The sequence below is a fragment of the Pantoea sp. S-LA4 genome, from assembly GCF_054482835.1.
This window is the reverse complement of the sequence record NZ_JBTLRC010000002.1, coordinates 940424-960368: the sequence shown is the minus strand read 5'-3', so window position 1 is coordinate 960368 and position 19945 is coordinate 940424. Positions and strand designations below refer to the sequence as shown.

Genomic DNA, 19945 nt, shown 5'->3' with positions numbered 1-19945 from the left:
CTTAACCTCCGGTTACAGGCGGGAAAAAGGCCACTTCATCCCCGTCGCTTAGCGCATGACTCATCGGTACCAGCGTCTGGTTCACCGCTGCCAGCAGCTTGCCGGACTCAAGCGCTAACGCCCAGCGATCGCCCTGCTGCGCCAGCGCCGCGCGCAGTGCAGCCACATCCGGGTAGGTGTCGGCAATCTCCAGCGATGCGGTACCGATCAGCTCACGCACCTGAGCAAAAAACAGCACCTTAATCACTGGACACCGCCTGAAAATCACCGCTTTTGCCGCCGCTTTTGCTGATTAAGCGCAGCTGGTCAATAACCATATCTTTCTGAACCGCTTTGCACATGTCGTAGATGGTCAGGGCCGCCACCGAGGCAGCCGTCAGCGCCTCCATCTCAACGCCGGTTTTGCCGGTCAGGCGGCAGAGCGAGGTGATGCGTACCCGGCTGTGTTCCGGTTCGGCCACCAGGTTGACTTCCACTTTGCTCAGCATCAGCGGATGGCAGAGCGGGATCAGTTCCCAGGTACGTTTAGCCGCCTGAATACCGGCGATGCGCGCCGTGGCGAACACATCCCCTTTGTGATGGCTGCCATCGATAATCATCTGCAGCGTATCAGAGTGCATCAGCACCAGCGCTTCCGCCCGGGCTTCGCGCACGGTTTCCGCTTTGGCGGAGACATCCACCATATGCGCTTCGCCCGCGGCATTAATGTGTGTGAGTTGCGACATACTTACCGTTTTTTCAGATGTGAGACAAAATTGCAGGGACGGGTGCGCGCATCCAGCTGGTCAGCGATGATCCGCTCCCAGGCGCTGCGGCAGGCACTGGTCGAGCCTGGCACCGCAAAAATTAAGGTCTGATTTGCCATTCCGGCAATGGCGCGCGACTGCAGCGTCGAGCCGCCGATTTCTTCATAGGAGATCATCCGGAACAGCTCGCCAAATCCGTCAATCTCGCGGTCGAACAGCGGCAGTAGCGCTTCCGGCGTGCTGTTTTTCAGGTTGAAGCCGGTGCCGCCATTAATGATCACCACCTGCACGTCGTCACTGGCGATCCAGCGCGATACGGTGGCGCGAATGCGGTAAAGATTATCCGGCACGATGGCATGATCGACCACCTCGTGACCCGCCTCAAGGGCGGCGCTGCGCAGATAGTCGCCCGAGCTATCCTCGCTGGCGTCGCGGCGATCTGACACCGTCATCACCGCAATCTGTACCGCCTGAAATTCGCTGGCTGCTTTGCCCATAACGCCTCCTGAAATTAACCGCCAATGTAAGAGAGATTCTGCGTGATGCCGGTGTTGCCCTGATGGAGAAAATGGGTCTGCTTTTTCTGCCCAAGGCTGCTGGCGATGCGTGCCTGCAGTTCCGCCTGCTGATCGTCAGAGGCCAGCAGATCGCGCAGCGGCACACCACCGTCGCCAAACAGGCAGAGGTGCAGGTTGCCCTGGGCCGAAACCCGCAGCCGGTTGCAGCTGGCACAAAAATCTTTGGCGTAAGGCATAATCAGGCCAATCTCACCGACATAATCGGGATGGTAAAAGACCTGAGCCGGGCCGTCGCTGCGGCCGCTTTCACGCCGCTGCCAGCCCTGCGCAATCAGCTGGTCACGGATCACCATGCCGGAAACGTGCTGATCGCGGAACAGCGTACCGCCGTCGCCGGTTTCCATCAGTTCAATGAAGCGCAGCTGAATCGGACGGGTACGGATCCAGTCGAGGAAGGTTGCCAGGTTGCGGCTATTGAGATCGCGCATCAGCACGCTGTTGACTTTTACCTGGTGAAAACCGGCATCAAAGGCGGCGTCGATGCCCGCCATCACCTGATGGAATTTATCCTGGCCGGTGATAGCGTGAAACTGACGGGCATCGAGGCTATCGACGCTGACGTTGAGCGCGGTTAAGCCCGCCTCACGCCACTGCTTCACGTCGCGCGCCAGCCGGTAACCGTTGGTAGTGACGGCGATATGGCGAATCGACTGGTTTTCACGCACCGCGGCAATGATGTCGGTAAAGTCGCGACGCAGTGACGGTTCGCCGCCGGTGAGCCGCACTTTTTCCGTGCCGGCAGCGGCGAAAGCCCGCGTGACGCGACGGATTTCATCCAGAGAGAGAAAGCTTTTGTTGCGAATGCCGTGCGGCTTGTAGCCGTCAGGCAGACAGTAGGTACAGCGGAAGTTACACACATCCGTGACCGACAGGCGCAGGTAATAGAACTTACGCGCGTATGCATCAGTAAATTGTGACACCAGAACACCTTTCCAGATTGGGAGATGCAGTCATTTCTTCCTGCACCCTGGTAGCTCAATGGCTACGGCCTGACTCCCCTATCCGCAGACGTAGGCAATCAGGCTGGAGTGTACGCTGACCCGTTGATCAGCGCGGTTAACAGGATGGTAGCGTGAATTTCGCTACTCTTCCATTCGCCGTTTTCGTTATATATTCTGATACATATCGAATTTTCACCGCATTTTCGCGACAGGATACGTTAAAATGCGCTTCAGATTTTGACGCAAGTCATCCGCGCGGGTTTAGCGTTTAGAGCGACGCCACGCGACAGGCTATTAAGGAGAAGTATGAATCGCACACTGGCCGATCTTGATCGCGTGGTGGCACTCGGCGGCGGACACGGTTTAGGCCGCGTGATGTCTGCGCTGTCGCCGCTCGGCTCGCGTCTCACCGGCATCGTTACCACCACCGACAACGGCGGTTCAACCGGCCGTATTCGCCGCTCAGAAGGCGGCATCGCCTGGGGCGATATGCGTAACTGCCTTAACCAGCTGATCGCCGAACCGAGCGTGGCTTCAGCGATGTTTGAATATCGCTTTGCCGGTAACGGTGAACTGGCCGGACATAACCTCGGTAATCTGATGCTGAAAGCGCTGGATCACCTGAGCGTGCGCCCGCTGGAAGCGATCAACATCATTCGTAATCTGCTCAAGGTCGATGCGTTTTTGATTCCGATGTCGGAGCAACCGGTCGATCTGGTGGCGCTCGACGTGGAAGGCAACATGGTTTACGGCGAAACGGCGATTGATGAGATGAAGCAGCCGCCGCAGGAGATGATGCTGCATCCCAACGTGCAGCCGACCCGGGAAGCGCTGGATGCCATTGGCGAAGCGGATTTAATTCTGATCGGACCAGGCAGTTTTTACACCAGCCTGATGCCGATTCTGCTGATGGAAGAGATGGCGCAGGCGCTGCGTCGCACGCCCGCCACCATGGTATTTATCGGCAATCTGGGTCGTGAACTCAGCCCGGCGGCAGCCAGCCTGACGGTGGCCGACAAGCTGGCGATGATGGAGCGCTACATTGGCAAACGGGTGATCGACGCGATTGTGGTCAGCCCTTCCGCCGATATCAGTCAGGTCGATAACCGGCTGATTGTCCGCGAGCCGCTGGAAGCCGCCGATATCAAATATCGTCACGACCGCCAGCTGCTGCGGGTCGCGCTGGAGCACGCCATTCAGGGCTTTAACTGAGTTACGAGGTGGCGATAAACAACGTGCGCAGTTCATGCAGCTGATCGCGCACGCTGGCGGCCTGTTCGAACTCCAGGTTCTGCGCATGTTGCTGCATCTGCCCTTCCAGCTCGTGGATCTTTTTCTGCAGGGCCTGCGGCGACAGCGCCAGATAATCCGCTTCCGCCTCGGCGGCACCGCGTCGTGCCGGTTTCGCTTTGCCCCGGGTTTTCACCACGTTGTTGCCCAGTTCCAGAATATCCGTGATCTTTTTATTCAGGCCCTGCGGCACAATGCCGTTCTCTTCGTTGTACTGCTGCTGTTTCTCGCGACGCCGTTCGGTCTCTTCAATCGCCCGCGCCATTGACGGGGTAATTTTGTCGCCATACAGAATGGCTTTGCCGTTGATGTTACGCGCCGCACGACCAATGGTCTGAATCAGCGAGCGCTCGGAACGCAGGAAGCCCTCTTTATCCGCATCCAGAATCGCCACCAGCGACACTTCCGGCATATCCAGCCCCTCACGCAGTAAGTTAATGCCCACCAGCACATCAAACTCACCCAGGCGTAAATCGCGGATAATCTCCATCCGTTCCACGGTGTCGATGTCAGAGTGCAAATAACGCACCTTCTCGCCGTGCTCTTCCAGATATTCGGTCAGATCTTCCGCCATGCGCTTGGTCAGCACCGTCACCAGCACGCGTTCGTTGATCGCCACCCGCTGACGGATTTCCGACAGCAGATCGTCGACCTGGGTCGCCACCGGACGCACTTCGAGGATGGGGTCGAGCAGTCCGGTTGGACGCACCACCTGATCGATCACTTCGTCGCCCGATTTTTCCAGCTCATATTTGCCCGGCGTAGCCGACACATAGATAGTCTGCGGGGCCAGCGCCTCAAACTCTTCAAACTTCATCGGACGGTTATCCAGCGCCGACGGCAGGCGGAAACCGTACTCCACCAGCGTCTCTTTACGCGCCCGGTCGCCTTTATACATGCCGCCGATTTGCGGAATGGTAACGTGCGATTCATCCACCACCAGCAGGCCGTCGGCCGGCAGGTAGTCAAACAGCGTCGGTGGGGCTTCGCCGGGTCCGCGTCCTGAGAGATAGCGTGAATAGTTTTCGATGCCGGAGCAGTAGCCCAGCTCACTCATCATCTCCAGATCGAACTGGGTACGCTGGGTAATACGCTGCTCTTCCAGCAGCTTATTATTTTCCAGCAGCACTTTGCGGCGATCCGCCAGCTCCACTTTAATATCTTCCATCGCCTGAATAATGCGCTCACGCGGCGTCACGTAGTGCGTTTTCGGGTAGATGGTAAAGCGCGGCACCACCGAATCGATCTGGCCGGTCAGCGGGTCAAACAACGACAGGCGCTCTACCTCTTCATCGAACAGCTCGACGCGCAGGGCGATATCGTCTGATTCCGCCGGGAAGATATCAATCACCTCACCACGCACCCGGAAAGTCCCGCGCTGGAACGCCTGATCGTTACGGGTATATTGCAGTTCCGACAAGCGACGCAGGATGCTGCGCTGGTCGATGATCATGCCGCGGGTTAAGTGCAGCATCATTTTCAGATAGAGATCGGGATCGCCCAGACCGTAGATCGCCGACACCGAGGCGACCACAATCACGTCGCGCCGCTCCAGCAATGCTTTGGTGGCTGACAGACGCATCTGTTCAATGTGTTCGTTAACCGAGGCATCCTTTTCGATAAAGGTGTCGGAACTGGGCACATAGGCTTCCGGCTGATAGTAGTCGTAGTAAGAGACGAAAAACTCGACCGCGTTGTCCGGGAAAAACTCCTTCATTTCACCGTACAGCTGAGCCGCCAGCGTCTTGTTCGGCGCCAGAACCATGGTTGGACGGTTGAGATCGGCAATCACGTTGGCCACGGTGAAGGTTTTTCCCGAGCCGGTTACGCCTAATAACGTCTGGTGGGCCAGTCCATCTTCCAGACCCTCTTTTAGACGACGAATCGCCTCGGGCTGATCGCCGGAAGGTTTGAAAGCGGAATTTAATTTAAAGGCTTTACTCATGAATGCAGTTCCTGCTGAAGAAGTCGGCGGGCAGGCACCTATTTTACTCTGCTATGGTGATTTTGCCAGAAATTAATACTGGATATAAAAACAGTGTTGAGGCAGAGTAAGGGTCCCGGCTGGCGTACTTTTTGGTCACCGGTTGCCGCTGGCTTTAGCCCGGCGGTTGTTGCGCAAGGTTATCCCCAGGCGGAGATCGGATTTAACATTTGTCAATAGAGCGTCATAAAATTACAGTTCAGTGAACTGACAGATAAATCGCAGGCTTGTTTTTTAATAAGTAATTGATTTAATTATACTATGTCGAAAAGCCCAGATTCTCGACATTATGTAACCAGGCCGCGTATTTCCTCGCTTCCAACCTGTTTTCATTACCTAATGCACAAGGTTATCCACAGGAATGGTGGATAAGTGATGGCAGCCCCGCCGCCATCGGCTGTGTATAATTTTTCCCTGCCGCCTGGGTTTGCTGAAAATAATTTTTTTTCCGCTAAATTTCTCCACCGCCGCTGACAAATTGTTCTGCTTTTTTTAACTGACCCGGACTCTCTGCTGCTGATTTGCCCCGCCAGCCCGCCATTCTTAATCAGAATCGTTGCCTCATCTTCGCACGGCTGCACCAGAAACTCCGCCCGCTGGCACTGTGAAAGTGCAGCCCGGTTATCACCCGCAGAAATTGATAAGCATTCCTCATCTTTTCCCGGCGCGCAGCCGCGCTGGCCGCTGAAAAAAAGCACACCGCTGAATCTGGCCTGGGAATTGCAAGATTGAATGGCGTCAACGCGCATCGCGCGCACTGTGCTGCAGTGGTGAGATGACCATTGCTGATACCTTGTTTGCCAGACGACACAGAGCGGAAGCATTCAGGCTAATGATCGGAAAGGAGAGTGTCAGATGCTGAGTTTACGTTCGGTAAATCAATTTTACGGTCAAAATCATATCCTGTGGGACGTGGATCTCGATCTGTCGCCTGGCACCTGCACCGGCGTTCTTGGCCGGCCAGGCATGGGGAAAACCACCCTGGTCAACTGCATTATGGGCCGGCTGCCGATCAACAGCGGATCGATCTCATGGAAAGAAGATGGTTCACCGCCCGCCGACCTGCTGCTGCAGCCAGCTGAACAGCGGGCGCAGATGGGAATTGGCTATGTGCCACAGGGACGCCATATTTTTACCCAGATGAGCGTGGAAGATAATTTGCTGATCGCCCTGCTGGCCGGTGCCAGTCAGGCCGACCGCCACCGCGCCATTCCCGAAATGGTGTTTGACCTGTTTCCGGCGCTCTATTCGCTACGCCAGCAGCGCAGCGGCGATCTGCCGATCGATCAGCAGCAGCAGCTGGCCCTGGCGCGCGCGCTGGTGCTGCAGCCAAAACTGCTGATTCTTGATGAGCCCACCGACGGCATGTCGCCGTGGCTGGAAGAGGAGATGGGGAATCTGATTCGCCGACTGAACCTCGACTATGGCCTGACGATCCTGCTGCTGGAGCAGCGTCTCTCCCTGATCCGTCGCGTGGCTGACTATTTTCTGCTGTTGCATCGCGGGCGTAACGTGGCGCAGGGCAAAATGGCGCAGCTGGATGACCACACCGTCAACAAATGGCTGACGGTGGCCTGATTTACGCTGGCAGCGTCAGATAGTGCCCGCAGTTGTCCTGTTGCGACTCGGTCAGCCAGGGAATGGTGCCGAGACAGGGTGCAGGCAGGCGTTGCGTCAGGCTGGTGAGATATTCCTGATAACGCTGTCCCGGCGGCACCACGGTGTTGGCGATCCAGCCCGCCAGACGCAGCCCGCGAGCGCGTACCGCCTCCGCGGTCAGCATGGCGTGATTGATGCAGCCCAGTTTGACACCGACCACTAATATCACCGGCAACTGCTCGCTGCTGACCCAGTCAGCATAGGTGTGCGTTGCGGATAACGGGGTGTACCAGCCGCCTGCGCCTTCAACCAGAATCCAGTCTGCCAGCGGTTCCAGCGCCGCCAGGCCCGCCGACAGCGCCAGATGAGTGATCGGCCTGCCCTCTTCGGCACTGACGATATGCGGCGCTGTCGGTTCAAGGAACGCCAGCGGATTGACCTGCTGATAGTCTAACGGCACGCTGCTGTACCGCTGCAGCGCCAGCGCGTCACTGTTACGCAGCCCCTCCGGCGTCATTTCGCAGCCCGAGGCGACCGGCTTATAGCCCGCGCAGCGATAACCTGCCGCCCGGGCGGCCTGTAACAGGGCGCCGCTGGCAACCGTTTTACCGACTTCGGTGTCGGTGCCGGTGATAAACCAGCGCTTCATGATGAACTTACTCCATAGATGAGATGATAACTGAGACGGAAACCGTGCCGATCGCGCGGCCAGTGCGCCTCTAACTGTGCCAGCCGCTGTCGGGTTAACAGCGGGCCATCCCGCCCCTGATGCAGATGAGTTGCCCCAATCCCTTTCAGCGAACGCATGGCGCTGAGCGCATCCGGGAAATGCAGGGTGATGAGCGCCGACTCGCAGTTCAGTTGGTGGGTAGCGCAGGCTGCCGCAATCTGTTGCTCGGTGAGAAAGCGGTTAGCGTGCGGATGGTGATCCAGATGCGACCAGGCCTGATGGACTTCCTGCAATGAACCGGCGCTCAGGGTTGAAAACAGCAGCGTACCATCGGGACGCAGCACCCGCCTGAACTGGCCCAGCGCCTGCGACAGATCGTTGCTCCACTGCACCGCCAGGTTACTCCACACCAGATCAAAACTGCCCGCTGCCAGCGGTAAGGCATCGATATCTCCGGCCAGATAGTGCTGTGCGGCATTACTGGCGCGCGCCTGTTGCAGCATCTGCGGCGAGAGATCGAGCGCGGTGACCTGCTTACCACGTTCACGCCATTGCCTGCTGTACCAGCCGGTACCGCAGCCGGCATCCAGTAGCTGCGGTCCACTGTGCGCCGGTGCCCGTGCCAGCAGCGCATCGCCGCTCAGCCGTTGCAGCGCGGCATGAGCATCGTAGTGTTCGGCCGCCCGGCCAAAGGCGCGTGCCACCGCGCGTTTATCAACCTGCAGCGTCATGCAGCGCCTCCAGCAGAATATCGATGTCGTCCGGCTGATGCGCCGCCGTCAGGGTAATACGCAGCCGGGCAGTGCCCGGCGGTACGGTTGGTGGCCGGATGGCGCTGACCCAGCAGCCCGCTTCTGCCAGCCGGGCGGAGAGCGCCATCGCTTCCGCATTGTCGCCGACGATTAACGGCTGAATCGCACTGGCGGAATCCATCAGTTGCCACGGCAGCGAGGCGGCACCACGCCGGAAGCGCTGGATATTCGCCTGCAACCGCTGACGCAGCGCATCGCCCTGCTGCACCTGACTGAGCGACGCCTGCAGCGCCGCCGCCTGGGCGGCGGGCATCGCGGTCGAATAGATCAGATGGCGGCTGAACTGCACAAAATAATCGGCGGTTTGTGCGTCGCACAACAGTGCCGCCCCGCTGACGCCAAAGGCTTTACCGAAGGTGACCACCAGCAGCTCCGGTTTTATACCCTGCTGCCAGCAGCTGCCGCGCCCCTGCTCGCCTGTCACGCCGATCCCGTGCGCATCGTCCACCAGCAGCCAGCCCTGCGCGTCGCGCGTCTGTGCCGCTATCGCCGCCAGCGGCGCACTGTCACCATCCATGCTGAAAATCCCTTCGGTCACCACCAGCGTTTCGCCGCTGCAGGGTGCGGCCAGCCGCGCCGCCAGACTCGCCGGGCTATTGTGCGTAAAACGGCGCAGCTGCGCCGGACTGTGGCTGGCGGCATCCAGTAGCGAAGCATGGCTGAGCTTATCGGCCAGGATACGATCGTTTTCCTCCCCCAGCAGATGGATCACCGCCTGATTCGCCGCGAAGCCGGAGATAAACAGCAGCGCGCGGTCATAGCCGAGCCAGTCAGCCAGCTGCGCTTCCAGCGCCGCATGCTGCCGGTGATAGCCGGTGACGTGGCCTGACGCACCGGCACCGGCTCCCGCCTGTTCTGCGCCGCGCTGCCAGCCGGCAATCACCGCCGGATGCTGGGTTAAGCCGAGATAATCGTTGCTGGAAAAATGACGATAAACGCGTCCTCCGCTGTGCAGCGTGCGGGTGGTCTGATGATCGATTACCGGGCGTTGCCGCCAGCCATCGGCGGCGCGCCGCCGATCCAGCGCCTGTGCCAGTCGTTGCTGCCAGCTCATTACAGCGCCGCGTTATAGAACTGTTCAGTGTCGGCGTGCATCAGCTGGTCGCTGAGCTGCTGCTGTTGCTGCTGATCGCCGTGCTGGGTGTGGGTATGCTCCGGGTTCAGCCCCAGCTTGCGGAACAGCACGCGATCTTTATCCTCTTCCGGGTTCGGCGTGGTCAGCAGTTTGCAGCCGTAGAAAATCGAGTTCGCCCCGGCCATAAAGCACATCGCCTGGGTCTGCTCACTCATCTGCTCACGGCCCGCCGACAGCCGGACGTGCGAGGTTGGCATCATGATGCGCGCCACCGCGATTGTGCGGATAAAATCGAACGGCTCAACGTCATCGTTGTCCGCCAGCGGCGTACCTTTGACCTTCACCAGCATGTTGATCGGCACGCTTTCCGGCGGGGTCGGCAGGTTGGCTAACTGCACCAGCAGACCGGCGCGATCGCTGACCGTCTCTCCCAGACCGACGATGCCGCCTGAGCAGACTTTGATCCCGGCGTCACGCACTTTGCCCAGCGTATCCAGCCGTTCCTGATAGCTGCGGGTGGTGATGATGCTGCCGTAAAATTCTGGCGAGGTGTCGAGGTTGTGGTTATAAAAATCCAGGCCGGCGCCCGCCAGCCGCTGCGCCTGCTGATCGCTGAGCGTACCCAGCGTCATACAGGTTTCCATGCCCATCGCCTTTACGCCTTCAACCATTTTTTCCAGATAGGGCATATCGCGCTCGTGCGGATTTTTCCATGCCGCGCCCATGCAGAAACGGGTTGAACCGGCGGCTTTGGCCTGACGCGCAGAGGTCAATACTTCCTCCACTTCCATCAGGCGTTCCGACTCCAGGCCGGTCTTGTAGCGCGCGCTCTGCGGGCAGTATTTACAGTCTTCCGGGCAGGCACCGGTTTTGATCGACAACAGGGTGCTGACCTGTACCTGACGCGGATCGAAGTGCTGACGATGCACCCGCTGCGCTTCAAACATCAGTTCAAGAAAAGGTTGATCAAACAGGGCCTGGGCCTGTGCAACTGTCCAGCGTTGTGCCATTACGTGCTCCAAAAAAAGGGTGTCATCCCGACGATTAACGTGGTTATACTTGTAAACTATATTTTTTTATTTTGGTTTACAACTCCGGTTTACGACGCCTATGTTCACGCCTGAAGACGCCCGCTTTGATCGCCAGCACATCTGGCACCCCTACACCTCAATGCTCGACCCGCTGCCCTGTTATCCGGTGGTTGCCGCCCAGGGTTTTCAACTGCAACTGGCCGATGGCCGCGAACTGGTCGATGGCATGTCCTCGTGGTGGGCGGCGATTCACGGTTACAACCATCCACGGCTCAATCGGGCGCTGACGCAGCAGATGACGCAGATGTCACACGTAATGTTTGGCGGCATTACCCATCCCGCCGCGGTGGCGCTCTGCCGCCAGCTGGTTGCGATGACGCCCGCGGCGCTGGAGTGCGTTTTTCTCGCCGATTCCGGCTCGGTGGCGGTGGAAGTATCGATGAAGATGGCGTTGCAGTACTGGCTGGGACGCGGTGAAACCCGGCAGCAGTTCCTGACGCTGAAGCGCGGCTATCACGGCGATACCTTTGCGGCGATGTCGGTGTGCGATCCGGAAAATTCGATGCACAGCCTGTGGCGCGGCTATCTGCCCGAACATCACTTTGCAGCGGCTCCGGCCTGCGGCTTTGATGATGAATGGGAGCGCCAGGATTTTGATGATTTCGCCCGGCTGATAGAACAGCATCATCAGCAGCTGGCGGCGGTGATTCTGGAGCCGATCGTGCAGGGCGCTGGCGGGATGCGCTTCTACCATCCGCGCTATTTACAGCAGGTACGTGAAGCGTGCGATCGTTACGGCCTGCTCCTGATTGCCGATGAGATTGCTACCGGATTTGGTCGCACCGGCAAACTGTTTGCCTGTGAACATGCTGGCATCACGCCCGATATTCTGTGCGTCGGCAAAGCGCTGACCGGCGGCATGATGACCCTGGCGGCGACCCTGACCACTCGCGAAGTTGCCGATACCATCAGCCGCAGCGCGGCCGGCTGTTTTATGCACGGCCCGACCTTTATGGGCAATCCGCTGGCCTGCGCGGTGGCGGTTGAAAGCCTGACCCTGCTGGCCGAAGGCGAATGGCAGCCTCAGGTTGCCGCTATCGAACGTCAGCTTCGGGCAGAGCTGCTGCCGTTGCGCAGTGCGCCGCAGGTGGCGGATGTGCGGGTGCTGGGCGCAATTGGCGTGGTCGAGACTCACCGTGCCGTGAATATGGCGGCGCTGCAGCAGTTCTTTGTTGAGCAAGGGGTCTGGATCCGGCCGTTTGGCCGGCTGATCTACCTGATGCCGCCCTATATCATCACGCCGCAGGCGCTGAGCAAACTGGTGCAGGCGATTGGGGCAGCGCTTGAGCATTCTTCACATTTTGCCGACTGAAGCGGGCGAAGCGCTGGAACTGACTGCGCGTTTGGTTATGATGTCAGGCTAATGATCGACACGTGAGGAGAGGTAATGCGCGTTTATAGTCAGGACTTTAACGACGGCGATAAAATGCCTGAGAAGCACGTTTTCAACGGTATGGGCTATCAGGGCGAGAACATCTCTCCCCATCTGGCCTGGGAAGCAGCCCCGGAAGGTACCAAAAGTTTTGTGGTGACCTGCTACGATCCCGACGCGCCAACCGGCTCCGGCTGGTGGCACTGGCTGGTGGCAAACATTCCGGCTACCACCACTTCTCTGCCGCAGGGCGCGGGCTCCGGTCAGGCCGGACTGCCGTCAGGGGCGATCCAGACCCGGACAGATTTTGGTCAGGCCGGTTATGGCGGTGCGGCGCCGCCGCAGGGCGAAACCCATCGCTACATTTTCACGGTACATGCGCTGGATGTGGAAAAGATTGAGGTGGATGAGGGTGCCAGTGGTGCCATGGTCGGCTTTAATGTCCATTTTCACGCGCTGGCAAGCGCGTCACTGACCGTGAACTACCAGTAATTCCGCTACGCCTCTCCCAGCCGGGAGAGGCGTTAAATTGCAGCGTTACGCCTGCAACTGATGTACCACGACCCACATCGGACCCTGTCCGACCGCATAGCGTCCCAGCGGCTGTAACAGTCCCTGTGGTTCAGTGATGCGATAGACCTCAATGTGATGGGATTTCTGCCCCGCCGCCACCAGATACTGTCCGCTGTGATCGATATTAAAGCCGCGCGGCTGGGTTTCAGTTGGCTGGAAACCTTGCAGCGTCAGCTGTCCGCCATCTTCACTGACGCTGAACACCGCCAGCGTGCTGCTGGTGCGGTCACAGGCGTAGAGGAAACGGCCATCCGGCGTCAGATGAATATCTGCGGCCCAGCGGGTTCCGCTGAAATCAGCCGGCATCATGTCCAGCGTCTGTACGCTCTCAACTTCGCCATCTTCATTATCTAACGCCCAGACGTCGACCGTGCTGTCGAGTTCATTGACGCAATAGGCATAGTGACCGTTCGGATGGAACTGCATGTGGCGCGGACCGGCACCGTCGACGGTGGTGACCTGCGCCTGCGGGCGTGGCGTCAGCTGGCCGTCGTCACCCAGCGCAAACAGGCAGATGCGATCCTGTTTCAGCGCCGGTACGTAGAGTGTCTGGTTAGCCAGGTCGATATTGGCCGAGTGGCACCCTTCCAGTCCGTGAATCACCTGCAGCGGTGCCTGTGGCACGCCATCTTCGCCAATCGGGCTGACGCTGACGCAGGCGTCATTATAGGAGCCGCAGAACAGGAACTTACCGTTGCGATCGGTAGAGATATGGGTCGGGCTGCCTAGCAGCGGTGCCTGTCCGGCTTCCGTCAGGGTGCCGTCAGCGGCGATGCGGAACGCCAGCACGCGAAAATTGGGGCGCACGCCGACATAGAGAAATTCGCGGTTCGGACTCACCACCATGGGCTGAACCTGGCCAGCGACATCGGTCACCTGAAGCAGCGTCAGCGCACCCTCTTCATTCATCTGCCAGACGTGGATCTGCTGGCTCTCGGGACTGGCGGTGTAGACAACTTGTTTCATGCATTCTCCTTTTTGGCTGCCTGATGATGATCTGTGAGTCACTGTAGCGCGTTTTAGCCATGCTGGAATCATTTGTGCCCGGTTTTTTGTCTCGCGACCGCGGTCAGGTGTAGACTTGAGGCTTCGCTACGCTACCCGAACGGAAGGATTAATGAGCTACCGTGTAATTGCCCTCGACCTCGATGGCACGCTGTTAACACCCGCCAAAACCATTCTGCCGCAGTCTGTCGAGGCGCTGAAAAAAGCGCGCGAGGCGGGCATTCACGTCGCTATCGTGACCGGACGCCACCACTGCGCCATTCACCCTTTTTATCAGGCGCTGGAGCTCGATACGCCAGCCATCTGCTGTAACGGTACCTATCTGTATGACTATCAGGCGAAAAAGGTGCTGGCCGCCGATCCGCTCGACACCCAGCTGGCGCTGCAGGTGATTGAGATGCTGGATCAGCAGCGGATTCACGGCCTGCTGTATGTCGATGATGCGATGCTCTATCAGACGCCGACCGGTCACGTTACCCGCACACTCAACTGGGCTGAATCGCTGCCGCCGCACCAGCGCCCGGTGTTCCGGCAGGTACCCGATCTGGCGCAGGCCGCGCGTGAAGCGGATTCCATTTGGAAATTTGCGCTGTCACATCCCAACATTCCCGAACTGCAGCAGTTTGCCAGCAAAGTCGAGGCGGAACTGGGTCTGGCCTGCGAATGGTCGTGGCACGATCAGGTCGATATCGCCAAAGGCGGCAACAGCAAAGGCAAGCGACTGGCGCAGTGGGTGGAATCGCTGGGGCTGAGCATGTCCGATGTGATCGCCTTCGGTGATAACTATAACGATCTCAGTATGCTGGAAACCGCCGGTCTGGGCGTGGTGATGGGCAATGCTGATGAAGCGATCAAAGCGCGGGCGAAAAAAGTGATCGGCACTAACCTCGAACCCGGTATCGCCGAAACCCTCTATCAGTACGTGTTGTAATCAGGGCGTCACCGGGACGCTTTTTAGCCGGGCATAGAGCGATTGATCGGGCCGAATGCCCAGCTTATCCCGCGCCCACGGCGTAATGCGCGCCCGGCATTGACCCGATAAAAAACGGTCTGTTTCATTTAATGCGTTGAGAAGCAAAAAGCAAATTTTAACGCAGGGATAAAACAATAGATAACGCAACATGACTCTGAGGAGGGTCTGTATACATTCAAGCCCTTTTTAATCTTTTATTAAAATAAGCCCTGCATTTTATTATTCACTCTTAACCTTTAAACACCTGACATTGATATAAAGCAACGTGACATAAATAGTCATTAAAGCTGACTCCAGCGTTGATGACGGAAAAATATAAAAAAACAGTGCTGCCATAAGAGGGATATAAAGCTATTTGATATCAGGCCGCCCACCACTTTCAATTAAAAAATGCTAAAGATTATTTTTCACCTGCCGATAACCCTTATTTATCTGTAGGTATGGGATATGTTTACAAATAGATTCAACAAGGCTCTGCTTTTATTATCATTGATGCTCACGGGTTGTACATCGTTACAGGTTGGTCATTTAACCCGCTACGCCAGTGATGTGCATTATTATTCTTTCATTGATGGCTCAATCGTTGCTCCCTACGCGCCTAAAGTTTATCCCATGAAAGTACCGGACGACCTCTCCTTTGTGCAATTTGTCGTTGACCTGGGCTACGACTATGTTGCGCTTCCCTTTATCTATACAGATAGTCGAATCACGGAAAACACCGCACCCTTTTTTGAATTTCTGGCCTGGTCTAAACAACCCTTTATTCAGCGTCAGGAAACAAAGCAAAAGGTCATTGGTGGACGATACAATGATATTCTGGAATACGGTGAAGAGAATGATCTGAAAACACAAGAGCCAGTATTTTTAGTCGTGCGTCATTTTGGATATTTCGCCCGTGATGCCGTATTTGCACTGACCGTACCTGAAGTCGAAAATCTTTTATCAGAAGTATACAGTGTTAAATACTGCAAAGAACATGGATTGAAGTTATAGACGATTCCGGGACATATAGCGCTATTGACCACGCTGCTCTGCCACCCGAATCAAACGCTTCTTTGATTGATGCATAGTGATGTCATCCAGGCCACCAAACAGAAGCACGGTGAAAGCCATTTTATAGGGCGTTGCCCTGAACCACAGAAAGTTTTGCAGAATCCCTCTGGTAACGGTTCGGGGCCACCAAAAGGTTTCACATTTTAATTTGGTTTAAACGTCTGGTCGGTATCACCCTTCCTGACAGGGAATTGAATATCAATACTCATCAGATTATTAATGTCGGCTTTCCACCTCTTATCTTCACGACGACCAGAGACGAAAGCAAGAACCCGCGCTCTCTGTTCAGAGGTGTCAGAACCCTACTCAATAAAACATCCGAAACAAGTCAGAAAAACAGAGACCCATTAAATAATTTCATTAAAAACAATGATTTATCAGTACCTTTAGTCATCAGGGCGTCACCGAAACGCTTTTTATCTGGGCATAGAGCCACTGATCTGGCCGAATGCCCAGCTCATCCCGCGCCCACGGCGTAATGCGCGCCCAGAGTTCACTGATGCCGATGCGCAGCTTCACCTCCACCTGATCGCCGACCTCTACCAGCTCCACCACCTGTGCCGGCAGGATATTGCGGATGGAAGTATTGTGCGGCGGCTGCAGCGCCAGCGAGACATCGGCCGAGGCGATACGAATCCGCAGAGGCGTTTTCAGCGGCTGATGGATGCGGCTGACCCAGATATGCTGATCACCCAGCGACAGGGCGGTCATCGGATAGTCAGGATGCTGCTCCAGTACCTGTACCCGCAACACGCTGCTCAGCTCGCTGACCGGCAGCCACGGTCGCATCGCGCTGCTGCTCCAGACCCGCTCCAGCGGGCCAAACGCTTTCACGCTACCGTTATCCAGCACCAGCACGTTATCCGCCAGATGCAGGATCTCTTCCAGGCTGTGCGACACGTAGAGCATCGGGATCTCCACCTGCTTCGCCAGTTTTTGCAGATAAGGCATCAGCTCGCGTTTACGCGGCACATCCAGCGACGCCAGCGGCTCATCCAGCAGCAACATATCCGGCGCGGTCAGTAACGCCCGGCCAATCGCCACCCGCTGCTTTTCACCGCCCGACAGCGACAGCGGAAAGCGCGACAGCAATGGCTCCAGACCCAGCAGGGAGACCAGCGAGTCGAACTGCGCTTTCATCGCCGGGGCCATGCCATATTGCAGATTGCCGCGCACCCGATAGTGTGGAAACAGCCGCGCATCCTGAAACACATAGCCAATCCGGCGCTTTTCCGGCGGCAGCGAAATCTGCTGTTCTGCATCAAACAGCACCCGATCGCGCAACTCTATCCGGCCATGCTGTGGCTGCGTCAGCCCGCTGATGGCGTTGATTAACGAGGTTTTACCGGCACCCGACACGCCGAAAATGGCGGTGATGCCCTTAGCAGGGATTTGCAGGTCAATCGTCAGCCGATGATCGCCCTGCTGCTGGATAAAATTCAGTGACAGCATCAGTTCCCCATCCGCTTACGGCCCAGTCGCGCCAGCCATTCTGACGCCAGTAACGACGCCAGTGCCAGCACGATGGCAATCACACACAGCCGCGCGGCGGCGCCTTCTGCGCCTGGCGTTTCAATCAGGCTGTACATCGCCAGCGGTATGGTGCGCGTCTCGCCGGGAATATTAGAGACAAAAGTAATGGTGGCACCGAACTCCCCCAGCGATCGCGCAAAGGCCAGCACCGTGCCGACGATAACGCCTGGCAGAGTCAGCGGCAGCGTGATAGTAAAGAATACCCGCCAGCGTCCGGCACCCAGGGTGCGGGCGGCTTGCTCCAGCCGGATATCAACCGCTTCCAGCGCCAGGCGAATGGCGCGTACCATCAGCGGAAACGCAATCACCGCCGACGCCAGCGCTGCCCCGCGCCAGCTAAAGGCAAAACTGAAGCCGAACCAGTCATAGAGTTTTTCACCGATGATGCCGCGTCGTCCCAGGCCGATCAGCAGCAGATAGCCGACCACCACCGGCGGCAGCACCAGCGGCAGATGAATCAGGCTGTCGAGCAGCGCTTTACCGGGAAAACGGCAGCGCACCAGAATCCACGCCATCAGGATGCCGAACGGCAGGCTGCCCAGCACGGCAATGCCAGAGACTTTCAGGCTGAGCACTACCGCCTGCCATTCGGGATCGCTGAGTATCATTTCGTTGGTGTGAATCCGTAATGTTTAAACACGACCGCTGCTTGCGGTCCTTTCAGGTAGTGATAAAAAGCGTTAACGGCGGCGTTGTCGCGATCTTTAACGATCGCCATCGGATATTCTACCGGTTTGTGACTGGAGGCCGGGAATCGTCCCACTACCTGCACTTTCGCACTGGCGACTGCATCGGAACCGTACACAATGCCATAGGGTGTCTCATTACGCTCAACCAGCGCCAGTGCGGCCCGCACATTATTTGCCGGTGCCAGCACCGGTTCAACCGTTTGCCAGGCACCGAGCTTCTGTAGCGCCTCTTTGGCGTAAATACCGGCCGGAACATGGTCGGGATCGCCTACCGCCAGACGTTCTCCGTGCAGCAGCGTTTTCCAGTCGGTCTGCTGATTCAGCTCAACCTTCTTCGCCGCCGCGCCGCGCGGTGCCACCAGCACCAGATCGTTGCCCAGCAGCGTGTAACGGCTGCCGGTATCAACGCTCTTTTTCGCCACCGCATCATCCATCCACTGCTGATCGGCGGAGATAAACAGGTCAGCCGGCGCGCCCTGCTCTATCTGGCGCGCCAGCGTCGAGGAGGAGGCGAACGATGAGACCACCGTGACGCCGGTCTGCTGCTGATAGTCACGGGCGATATCCTGCAGGGCGTTGGTCAGCGAGGCGGCAGCAAAGACGGTCACTTTTTCCGCCGCCAGCGCCTGGCCCGTCAGTGAAACGGTCACCAGTGCGGCGATTCCCCAGCGGTACTGTAGTAAAGACATGATCTTCTCCGGTTATTCGTTGTGTAACGGATAATACAACGCCCGTTCCGGCAGTGTTATTAATTTATCGGCAGTTTTAGCAGAAGGATGAGTGGAAGTGGAGGTAGCGGTAGCAGAAAGCAGCACGCCCGCACAAAGGCGGGCGTGACAGGCAATTAATTGTGCGAACGGGCTGAAGATTTTTCGCGATGACCAAATTTTGAGATGACGTTAAACACTTCACCCAAGCCATAGATCATACCTAACATCAGCGCCATGACGACAGGGACCATAAGCACAGCTATGGCGAGGCTTTTAAGTAATTCCAGCATGGAGCGTCTCACTCTGCGAACAAAAAAGTGATTGTAACGGGTCAGCAAAATTTTGCGCAGCCCTTTTCGTGCTTTTACTTTGGTCACGAAACGCCGCTATCATCGCGCAGATACGCCTTAACCCTTTGCCGGAGTCGCCATGCAAGCCGAACTTTCCCTCCATATTCGTTTACAGCAAAAACTGTTTGCCGATCCGCGCCGCATCGAACTGCTGAAACGCGTGCAGCAAACCGGTTCAATCAGTCAGGGCGCAAAGCTGGCGGGCATCAGTTACAAAAGTGCCTGGGATGCGATCAATGAGATGAACCAGCTGGCGGATGAGACGCTGGTGGCACGCGCCACCGGCGGCAAAGGCGGTGGCGGCGCTACCCTGACGCGCTACGGTGAACGGCTGATTCAGCTGTTTCAGCTGATGGAGCAGATCCAGCAAAAAGCGTTTGACGCCCTGCAACAGGATGCGCTGCCGCTCGACAGTCTGCTGGCCGCCATTGCGCGCTTCTCACTGCAAACCAGCGCCCGGAATCAGCTGTTTGGCACCGTGATCAGCAACGATGCGCAGTCGGTGGTGCAGCATCTCAGGATTTTACTGGCTGACGGCGTCACCGAACTCCGGGTGGCGCTGACCCAGCGCAGTGCCGATCGCCTGCAGCTGGCTGCCGGCAAAGAGGTGCTGCTGTTGATCAAGGCGCCCTGGATTCGGGTCAGCCGCCAGGCCGGCGACGGCGACAATCAGCTGGCGGCGACCGTCAGCGCCATAGAGCCTGGCGAACAGTTCAGTGAGCTGCTGATGCAGCTTGCCAGCGGAGAAACCCTGTGCGCGACGCTGAGCAATGTGGCGTTGCAGCAGCAGAACCTGCAGCCTGGCGACCCGGTCATCGCCCATTTTGACGCGGAACACGCTATCGTCGCCACCCTGGTATGATTTTCCCCGGCTGATTTGACTTCATCGCATCCAGTGGTT

Annotated in this window: 22 protein-coding genes, 1 pseudogene and 1 riboswitch; of the genes and pseudogenes, 7 read left to right on the top strand and 16 right to left on the bottom strand. The window is 57.6% G+C overall.

Annotated features, from left to right (window positions below; all coding sequences use genetic code 11):
• Window position 1: 1 nt before the first annotated feature.
• The 4 genes from moaD to moaA all read right to left on the bottom strand — a co-directional run bounded on the left by moaD (window position 2) and on the right by moaA (window position 2244).
• Entirely contained in the window at window positions 2–247 is a 246-nt protein-coding gene (gene moaD / locus ACX3P5_RS05410; RefSeq protein ID WP_233984849.1) for a molybdopterin synthase sulfur carrier subunit, read from the bottom strand.
• Complete coding sequence (moaC, locus tag ACX3P5_RS05405; protein WP_336754905.1) at window positions 240–725, bottom strand: cyclic pyranopterin monophosphate synthase MoaC; 486 nt, start codon at window positions 723–725, stop codon at window positions 240–242. Before moaC ends, moaD begins: the two co-directional genes overlap by 8 nt.
• Window positions 726–727: 2 nt before the next feature.
• Window positions 728–1243 (bottom strand): molybdenum cofactor biosynthesis protein B, encoded by a 516-nt coding sequence (moaB, locus tag ACX3P5_RS05400; RefSeq protein ID WP_233984851.1) that lies wholly within the window; start codon window positions 1241–1243, stop codon window positions 728–730.
• Between the two features lie 14 nt (window positions 1244–1257).
• Entirely contained in the window at window positions 1258–2244 is a 987-nt protein-coding gene (gene moaA, locus ACX3P5_RS05395) for a GTP 3',8-cyclase MoaA (RefSeq protein WP_233984852.1), read from the bottom strand.
• Window positions 2234–2367, bottom strand: a riboswitch (molybdenum cofactor riboswitch). (Overlaps the previous gene by 11 nt.)
• A gap of 204 nt (window positions 2368–2571) precedes the next feature.
• Here moaA and ACX3P5_RS05390 point away from each other — a divergent pair.
• Window positions 2572–3477 (top strand): gluconeogenesis factor YvcK family protein, encoded by a 906-nt coding sequence (locus ACX3P5_RS05390; protein WP_233984853.1) that lies wholly within the window; start codon window positions 2572–2574, stop codon window positions 3475–3477.
• Between the two features lies 1 nt (window position 3478).
• On the opposite strand, the gene uvrB is transcribed toward ACX3P5_RS05390, so the two are convergent.
• A complete protein-coding gene (uvrB, locus tag ACX3P5_RS05385; protein WP_233984854.1) occupies window positions 3479–5500 on the bottom strand; it encodes an excinuclease ABC subunit UvrB in 2022 nt (673 codons plus the stop codon).
• 371 nt (window positions 5501–5871) lie between these two features.
• Window positions 5872–6288, bottom strand: a complete 417-nt coding sequence (locus ACX3P5_RS05380; RefSeq protein WP_458968383.1) for a hypothetical protein — start codon at window positions 6286–6288, stop codon at window positions 5872–5874.
• A 106-nt stretch (window positions 6289–6394) separates the two neighbouring features.
• Here ACX3P5_RS05380 and ACX3P5_RS05375 point away from each other — a divergent pair, with 106 nt between their 5' ends.
• Complete coding sequence (locus ACX3P5_RS05375; protein ID WP_094119421.1) at window positions 6395–7117, top strand: ABC transporter ATP-binding protein; 723 nt, start codon at window positions 6395–6397, stop codon at window positions 7115–7117.
• Between the two features lies 1 nt (window position 7118).
• Here ACX3P5_RS05375 and bioD read toward each other — a convergent pair whose 3' ends face one another.
• From bioD to bioB, 4 genes are read right to left on the bottom strand one after another with little or no spacing between them, the layout of a single operon-like run.
• A complete protein-coding gene (gene bioD, locus ACX3P5_RS05370) occupies window positions 7119–7787 on the bottom strand; it encodes a dethiobiotin synthase (RefSeq protein WP_233984856.1) in 669 nt (222 codons plus the stop codon).
• Window positions 7784–8539, bottom strand: coding sequence for a malonyl-ACP O-methyltransferase BioC (gene bioC / locus ACX3P5_RS05365; RefSeq protein WP_233984857.1), 756 nt, complete (start codon window positions 8537–8539; stop codon window positions 7784–7786). Before bioC ends, bioD begins: the two co-directional genes overlap by 4 nt.
• Window positions 8523–9674 carry an 8-amino-7-oxononanoate synthase gene (gene bioF / locus ACX3P5_RS05360; RefSeq protein ID WP_458968382.1) on the bottom strand — a complete coding sequence of 384 codons (1152 nt, stop codon included), beginning with the start codon at window positions 9672–9674 and terminating at the stop codon, window positions 8523–8525. Before bioF ends, bioC begins: the two co-directional genes overlap by 17 nt.
• Window positions 9674–10705 (bottom strand): biotin synthase BioB, encoded by a 1032-nt coding sequence (bioB, locus tag ACX3P5_RS05355; protein ID WP_233984859.1) that lies wholly within the window; start codon window positions 10703–10705, stop codon window positions 9674–9676. The genes bioF and bioB overlap by 1 nt, the downstream gene beginning before the upstream one ends.
• Before the next feature lie 100 nt (window positions 10706–10805).
• On the opposite strand from bioB, the gene bioA reads away from it, so the two are divergent.
• Together bioA and ACX3P5_RS05345 are read left to right on the top strand one after the other, a co-directional pair.
• Window positions 10806–12098, top strand: coding sequence for an adenosylmethionine--8-amino-7-oxononanoate transaminase (gene bioA / locus ACX3P5_RS05350; protein WP_458968381.1), 1293 nt, complete (start codon window positions 10806–10808; stop codon window positions 12096–12098).
• Between the two features lie 75 nt (window positions 12099–12173).
• A complete protein-coding gene (locus tag ACX3P5_RS05345) occupies window positions 12174–12650 on the top strand; it encodes a kinase inhibitor (RefSeq protein ID WP_094119427.1) in 477 nt (158 codons plus the stop codon).
• A 45-nt stretch (window positions 12651–12695) separates the two neighbouring features.
• Here ACX3P5_RS05345 and pgl read toward each other — a convergent pair whose 3' ends face one another.
• Window positions 12696–13697: a 6-phosphogluconolactonase gene (gene pgl, locus ACX3P5_RS05340; protein ID WP_458968380.1), complete on the bottom strand. Its 1002-nt coding sequence runs from the start codon at window positions 13695–13697 to the stop codon at window positions 12696–12698.
• A 151-nt stretch (window positions 13698–13848) separates the two neighbouring features.
• Here pgl and ACX3P5_RS05335 point away from each other — a divergent pair, with 151 nt between their 5' ends.
• Window positions 13849–14667 carry a pyridoxal phosphatase gene (locus ACX3P5_RS05335; protein WP_233984861.1) on the top strand — a complete coding sequence of 273 codons (819 nt, stop codon included), beginning with the start codon at window positions 13849–13851 and terminating at the stop codon, window positions 14665–14667.
• Here ACX3P5_RS05335 and ACX3P5_RS05330 read toward each other — a convergent pair.
• Window positions 14668–14760, bottom strand: a pseudogene (locus ACX3P5_RS05330) (TOBE domain-containing protein); the annotation flags it as partial.
• A 396-nt stretch (window positions 14761–15156) separates the two neighbouring features.
• On the opposite strand from ACX3P5_RS05330, the gene ACX3P5_RS05325 reads away from it, so the two are divergent.
• Window positions 15157–15702 (top strand): hypothetical protein, encoded by a 546-nt coding sequence (locus ACX3P5_RS05325; RefSeq protein WP_336754891.1) that lies wholly within the window; start codon window positions 15157–15159, stop codon window positions 15700–15702.
• 453 nt (window positions 15703–16155) lie between these two features.
• Here ACX3P5_RS05325 and modC read toward each other — a convergent pair whose 3' ends face one another.
• The 4 genes from modC to ACX3P5_RS05305 form a co-directional block, all read right to left on the bottom strand.
• Window positions 16156–17214 (bottom strand): molybdenum ABC transporter ATP-binding protein ModC, encoded by a 1059-nt coding sequence (gene modC / locus ACX3P5_RS05320; RefSeq protein ID WP_336754889.1) that lies wholly within the window; start codon window positions 17212–17214, stop codon window positions 16156–16158.
• Complete coding sequence (gene modB, locus ACX3P5_RS05315; protein WP_233984864.1) at window positions 17214–17903, bottom strand: molybdate ABC transporter permease subunit; 690 nt, start codon at window positions 17901–17903, stop codon at window positions 17214–17216. Before modB ends, modC begins: the two co-directional genes overlap by 1 nt.
• Complete coding sequence (modA, locus tag ACX3P5_RS05310) at window positions 17900–18673, bottom strand: molybdate ABC transporter substrate-binding protein (protein WP_336754887.1); 774 nt, start codon at window positions 18671–18673, stop codon at window positions 17900–17902. Before modA ends, modB begins: the two co-directional genes overlap by 4 nt.
• 155 nt (window positions 18674–18828) lie before the next feature.
• The gene (locus ACX3P5_RS05305) at window positions 18829–18984 is read right to left on the bottom strand and encodes an AcrZ family multidrug efflux pump-associated protein (protein WP_233988206.1); all 156 of its coding nucleotides are present in this window, start codon (window positions 18982–18984) and stop codon (window positions 18829–18831) included.
• Window positions 18985–19123: 139 nt separating this feature from the next.
• Between ACX3P5_RS05305 and modE the strand changes: the two genes are divergently transcribed.
• Entirely contained in the window at window positions 19124–19906 is a 783-nt protein-coding gene (gene modE, locus ACX3P5_RS05300; RefSeq protein ID WP_233984866.1) for a molybdenum-dependent transcriptional regulator, read from the top strand.
• The last annotated feature ends 39 nt before the right edge of the window (window positions 19907–19945 follow it).

Bases quoted from the DNA above. Each gene is read 5' to 3' on its own strand.
- moaC (WP_336754905.1), bottom strand. From the start codon at position 725: ATGTCGCAACTCACACACATTAATGCCGCGGGCGAAGCGCATATGGTG.
- moaB (WP_233984851.1), bottom strand. From the start codon at position 1,243: ATGGGCAAAGCAGCCAGCGAATTTCAGGCGGTACAGATTGCGGTGATG.
- ACX3P5_RS05390 (WP_233984853.1), top strand. From the start codon at position 2,572: ATGAATCGCACACTGGCCGATCTTGATCGCGTGGTGGCACTCGGCGGC.
- uvrB (WP_233984854.1), bottom strand. From the start codon at position 5,500: ATGAGTAAAGCCTTTAAATTAAATTCCGCTTTCAAACCTTCCGGCGAT.
- ACX3P5_RS05380 (WP_458968383.1), bottom strand. From the start codon at position 6,288: ATGCGCGTTGACGCCATTCAATCTTGCAATTCCCAGGCCAGATTCAGC.
- ACX3P5_RS05375 (WP_094119421.1), top strand. From the start codon at position 6,395: ATGCTGAGTTTACGTTCGGTAAATCAATTTTACGGTCAAAATCATATC.
- bioD (WP_233984856.1), bottom strand. From the start codon at position 7,787: ATGAAGCGCTGGTTTATCACCGGCACCGACACCGAAGTCGGTAAAACG.
- bioC (WP_233984857.1), bottom strand. From the start codon at position 8,539: ATGACGCTGCAGGTTGATAAACGCGCGGTGGCACGCGCCTTTGGCCGG.
- bioF (WP_458968382.1), bottom strand. From the start codon at position 9,674: ATGAGCTGGCAGCAACGACTGGCACAGGCGCTGGATCGGCGGCGCGCC.
- bioB (WP_233984859.1), bottom strand. From the start codon at position 10,705: ATGGCACAACGCTGGACAGTTGCACAGGCCCAGGCCCTGTTTGATCAA.
- bioA (WP_458968381.1), top strand. From the start codon at position 10,806: ATGTTCACGCCTGAAGACGCCCGCTTTGATCGCCAGCACATCTGGCAC.
- ACX3P5_RS05345 (WP_094119427.1), top strand. From the start codon at position 12,174: ATGCGCGTTTATAGTCAGGACTTTAACGACGGCGATAAAATGCCTGAG.
- pgl (WP_458968380.1), bottom strand. From the start codon at position 13,697: ATGAAACAAGTTGTCTACACCGCCAGTCCCGAGAGCCAGCAGATCCAC.
- ACX3P5_RS05335 (WP_233984861.1), top strand. From the start codon at position 13,849: ATGAGCTACCGTGTAATTGCCCTCGACCTCGATGGCACGCTGTTAACA.
- ACX3P5_RS05325 (WP_336754891.1), top strand. From the start codon at position 15,157: ATGTTTACAAATAGATTCAACAAGGCTCTGCTTTTATTATCATTGATG.
- modC (WP_336754889.1), bottom strand. From the start codon at position 17,214: ATGCTGTCACTGAATTTTATCCAGCAGCAGGGCGATCATCGGCTGACG.
- modB (WP_233984864.1), bottom strand. From the start codon at position 17,903: ATGATACTCAGCGATCCCGAATGGCAGGCGGTAGTGCTCAGCCTGAAA.
- modA (WP_336754887.1), bottom strand. From the start codon at position 18,673: ATGTCTTTACTACAGTACCGCTGGGGAATCGCCGCACTGGTGACCGTT.
- ACX3P5_RS05305 (WP_233988206.1), bottom strand. From the start codon at position 18,984: ATGCTGGAATTACTTAAAAGCCTCGCCATAGCTGTGCTTATGGTCCCT.
- modE (WP_233984866.1), top strand. From the start codon at position 19,124: ATGCAAGCCGAACTTTCCCTCCATATTCGTTTACAGCAAAAACTGTTT.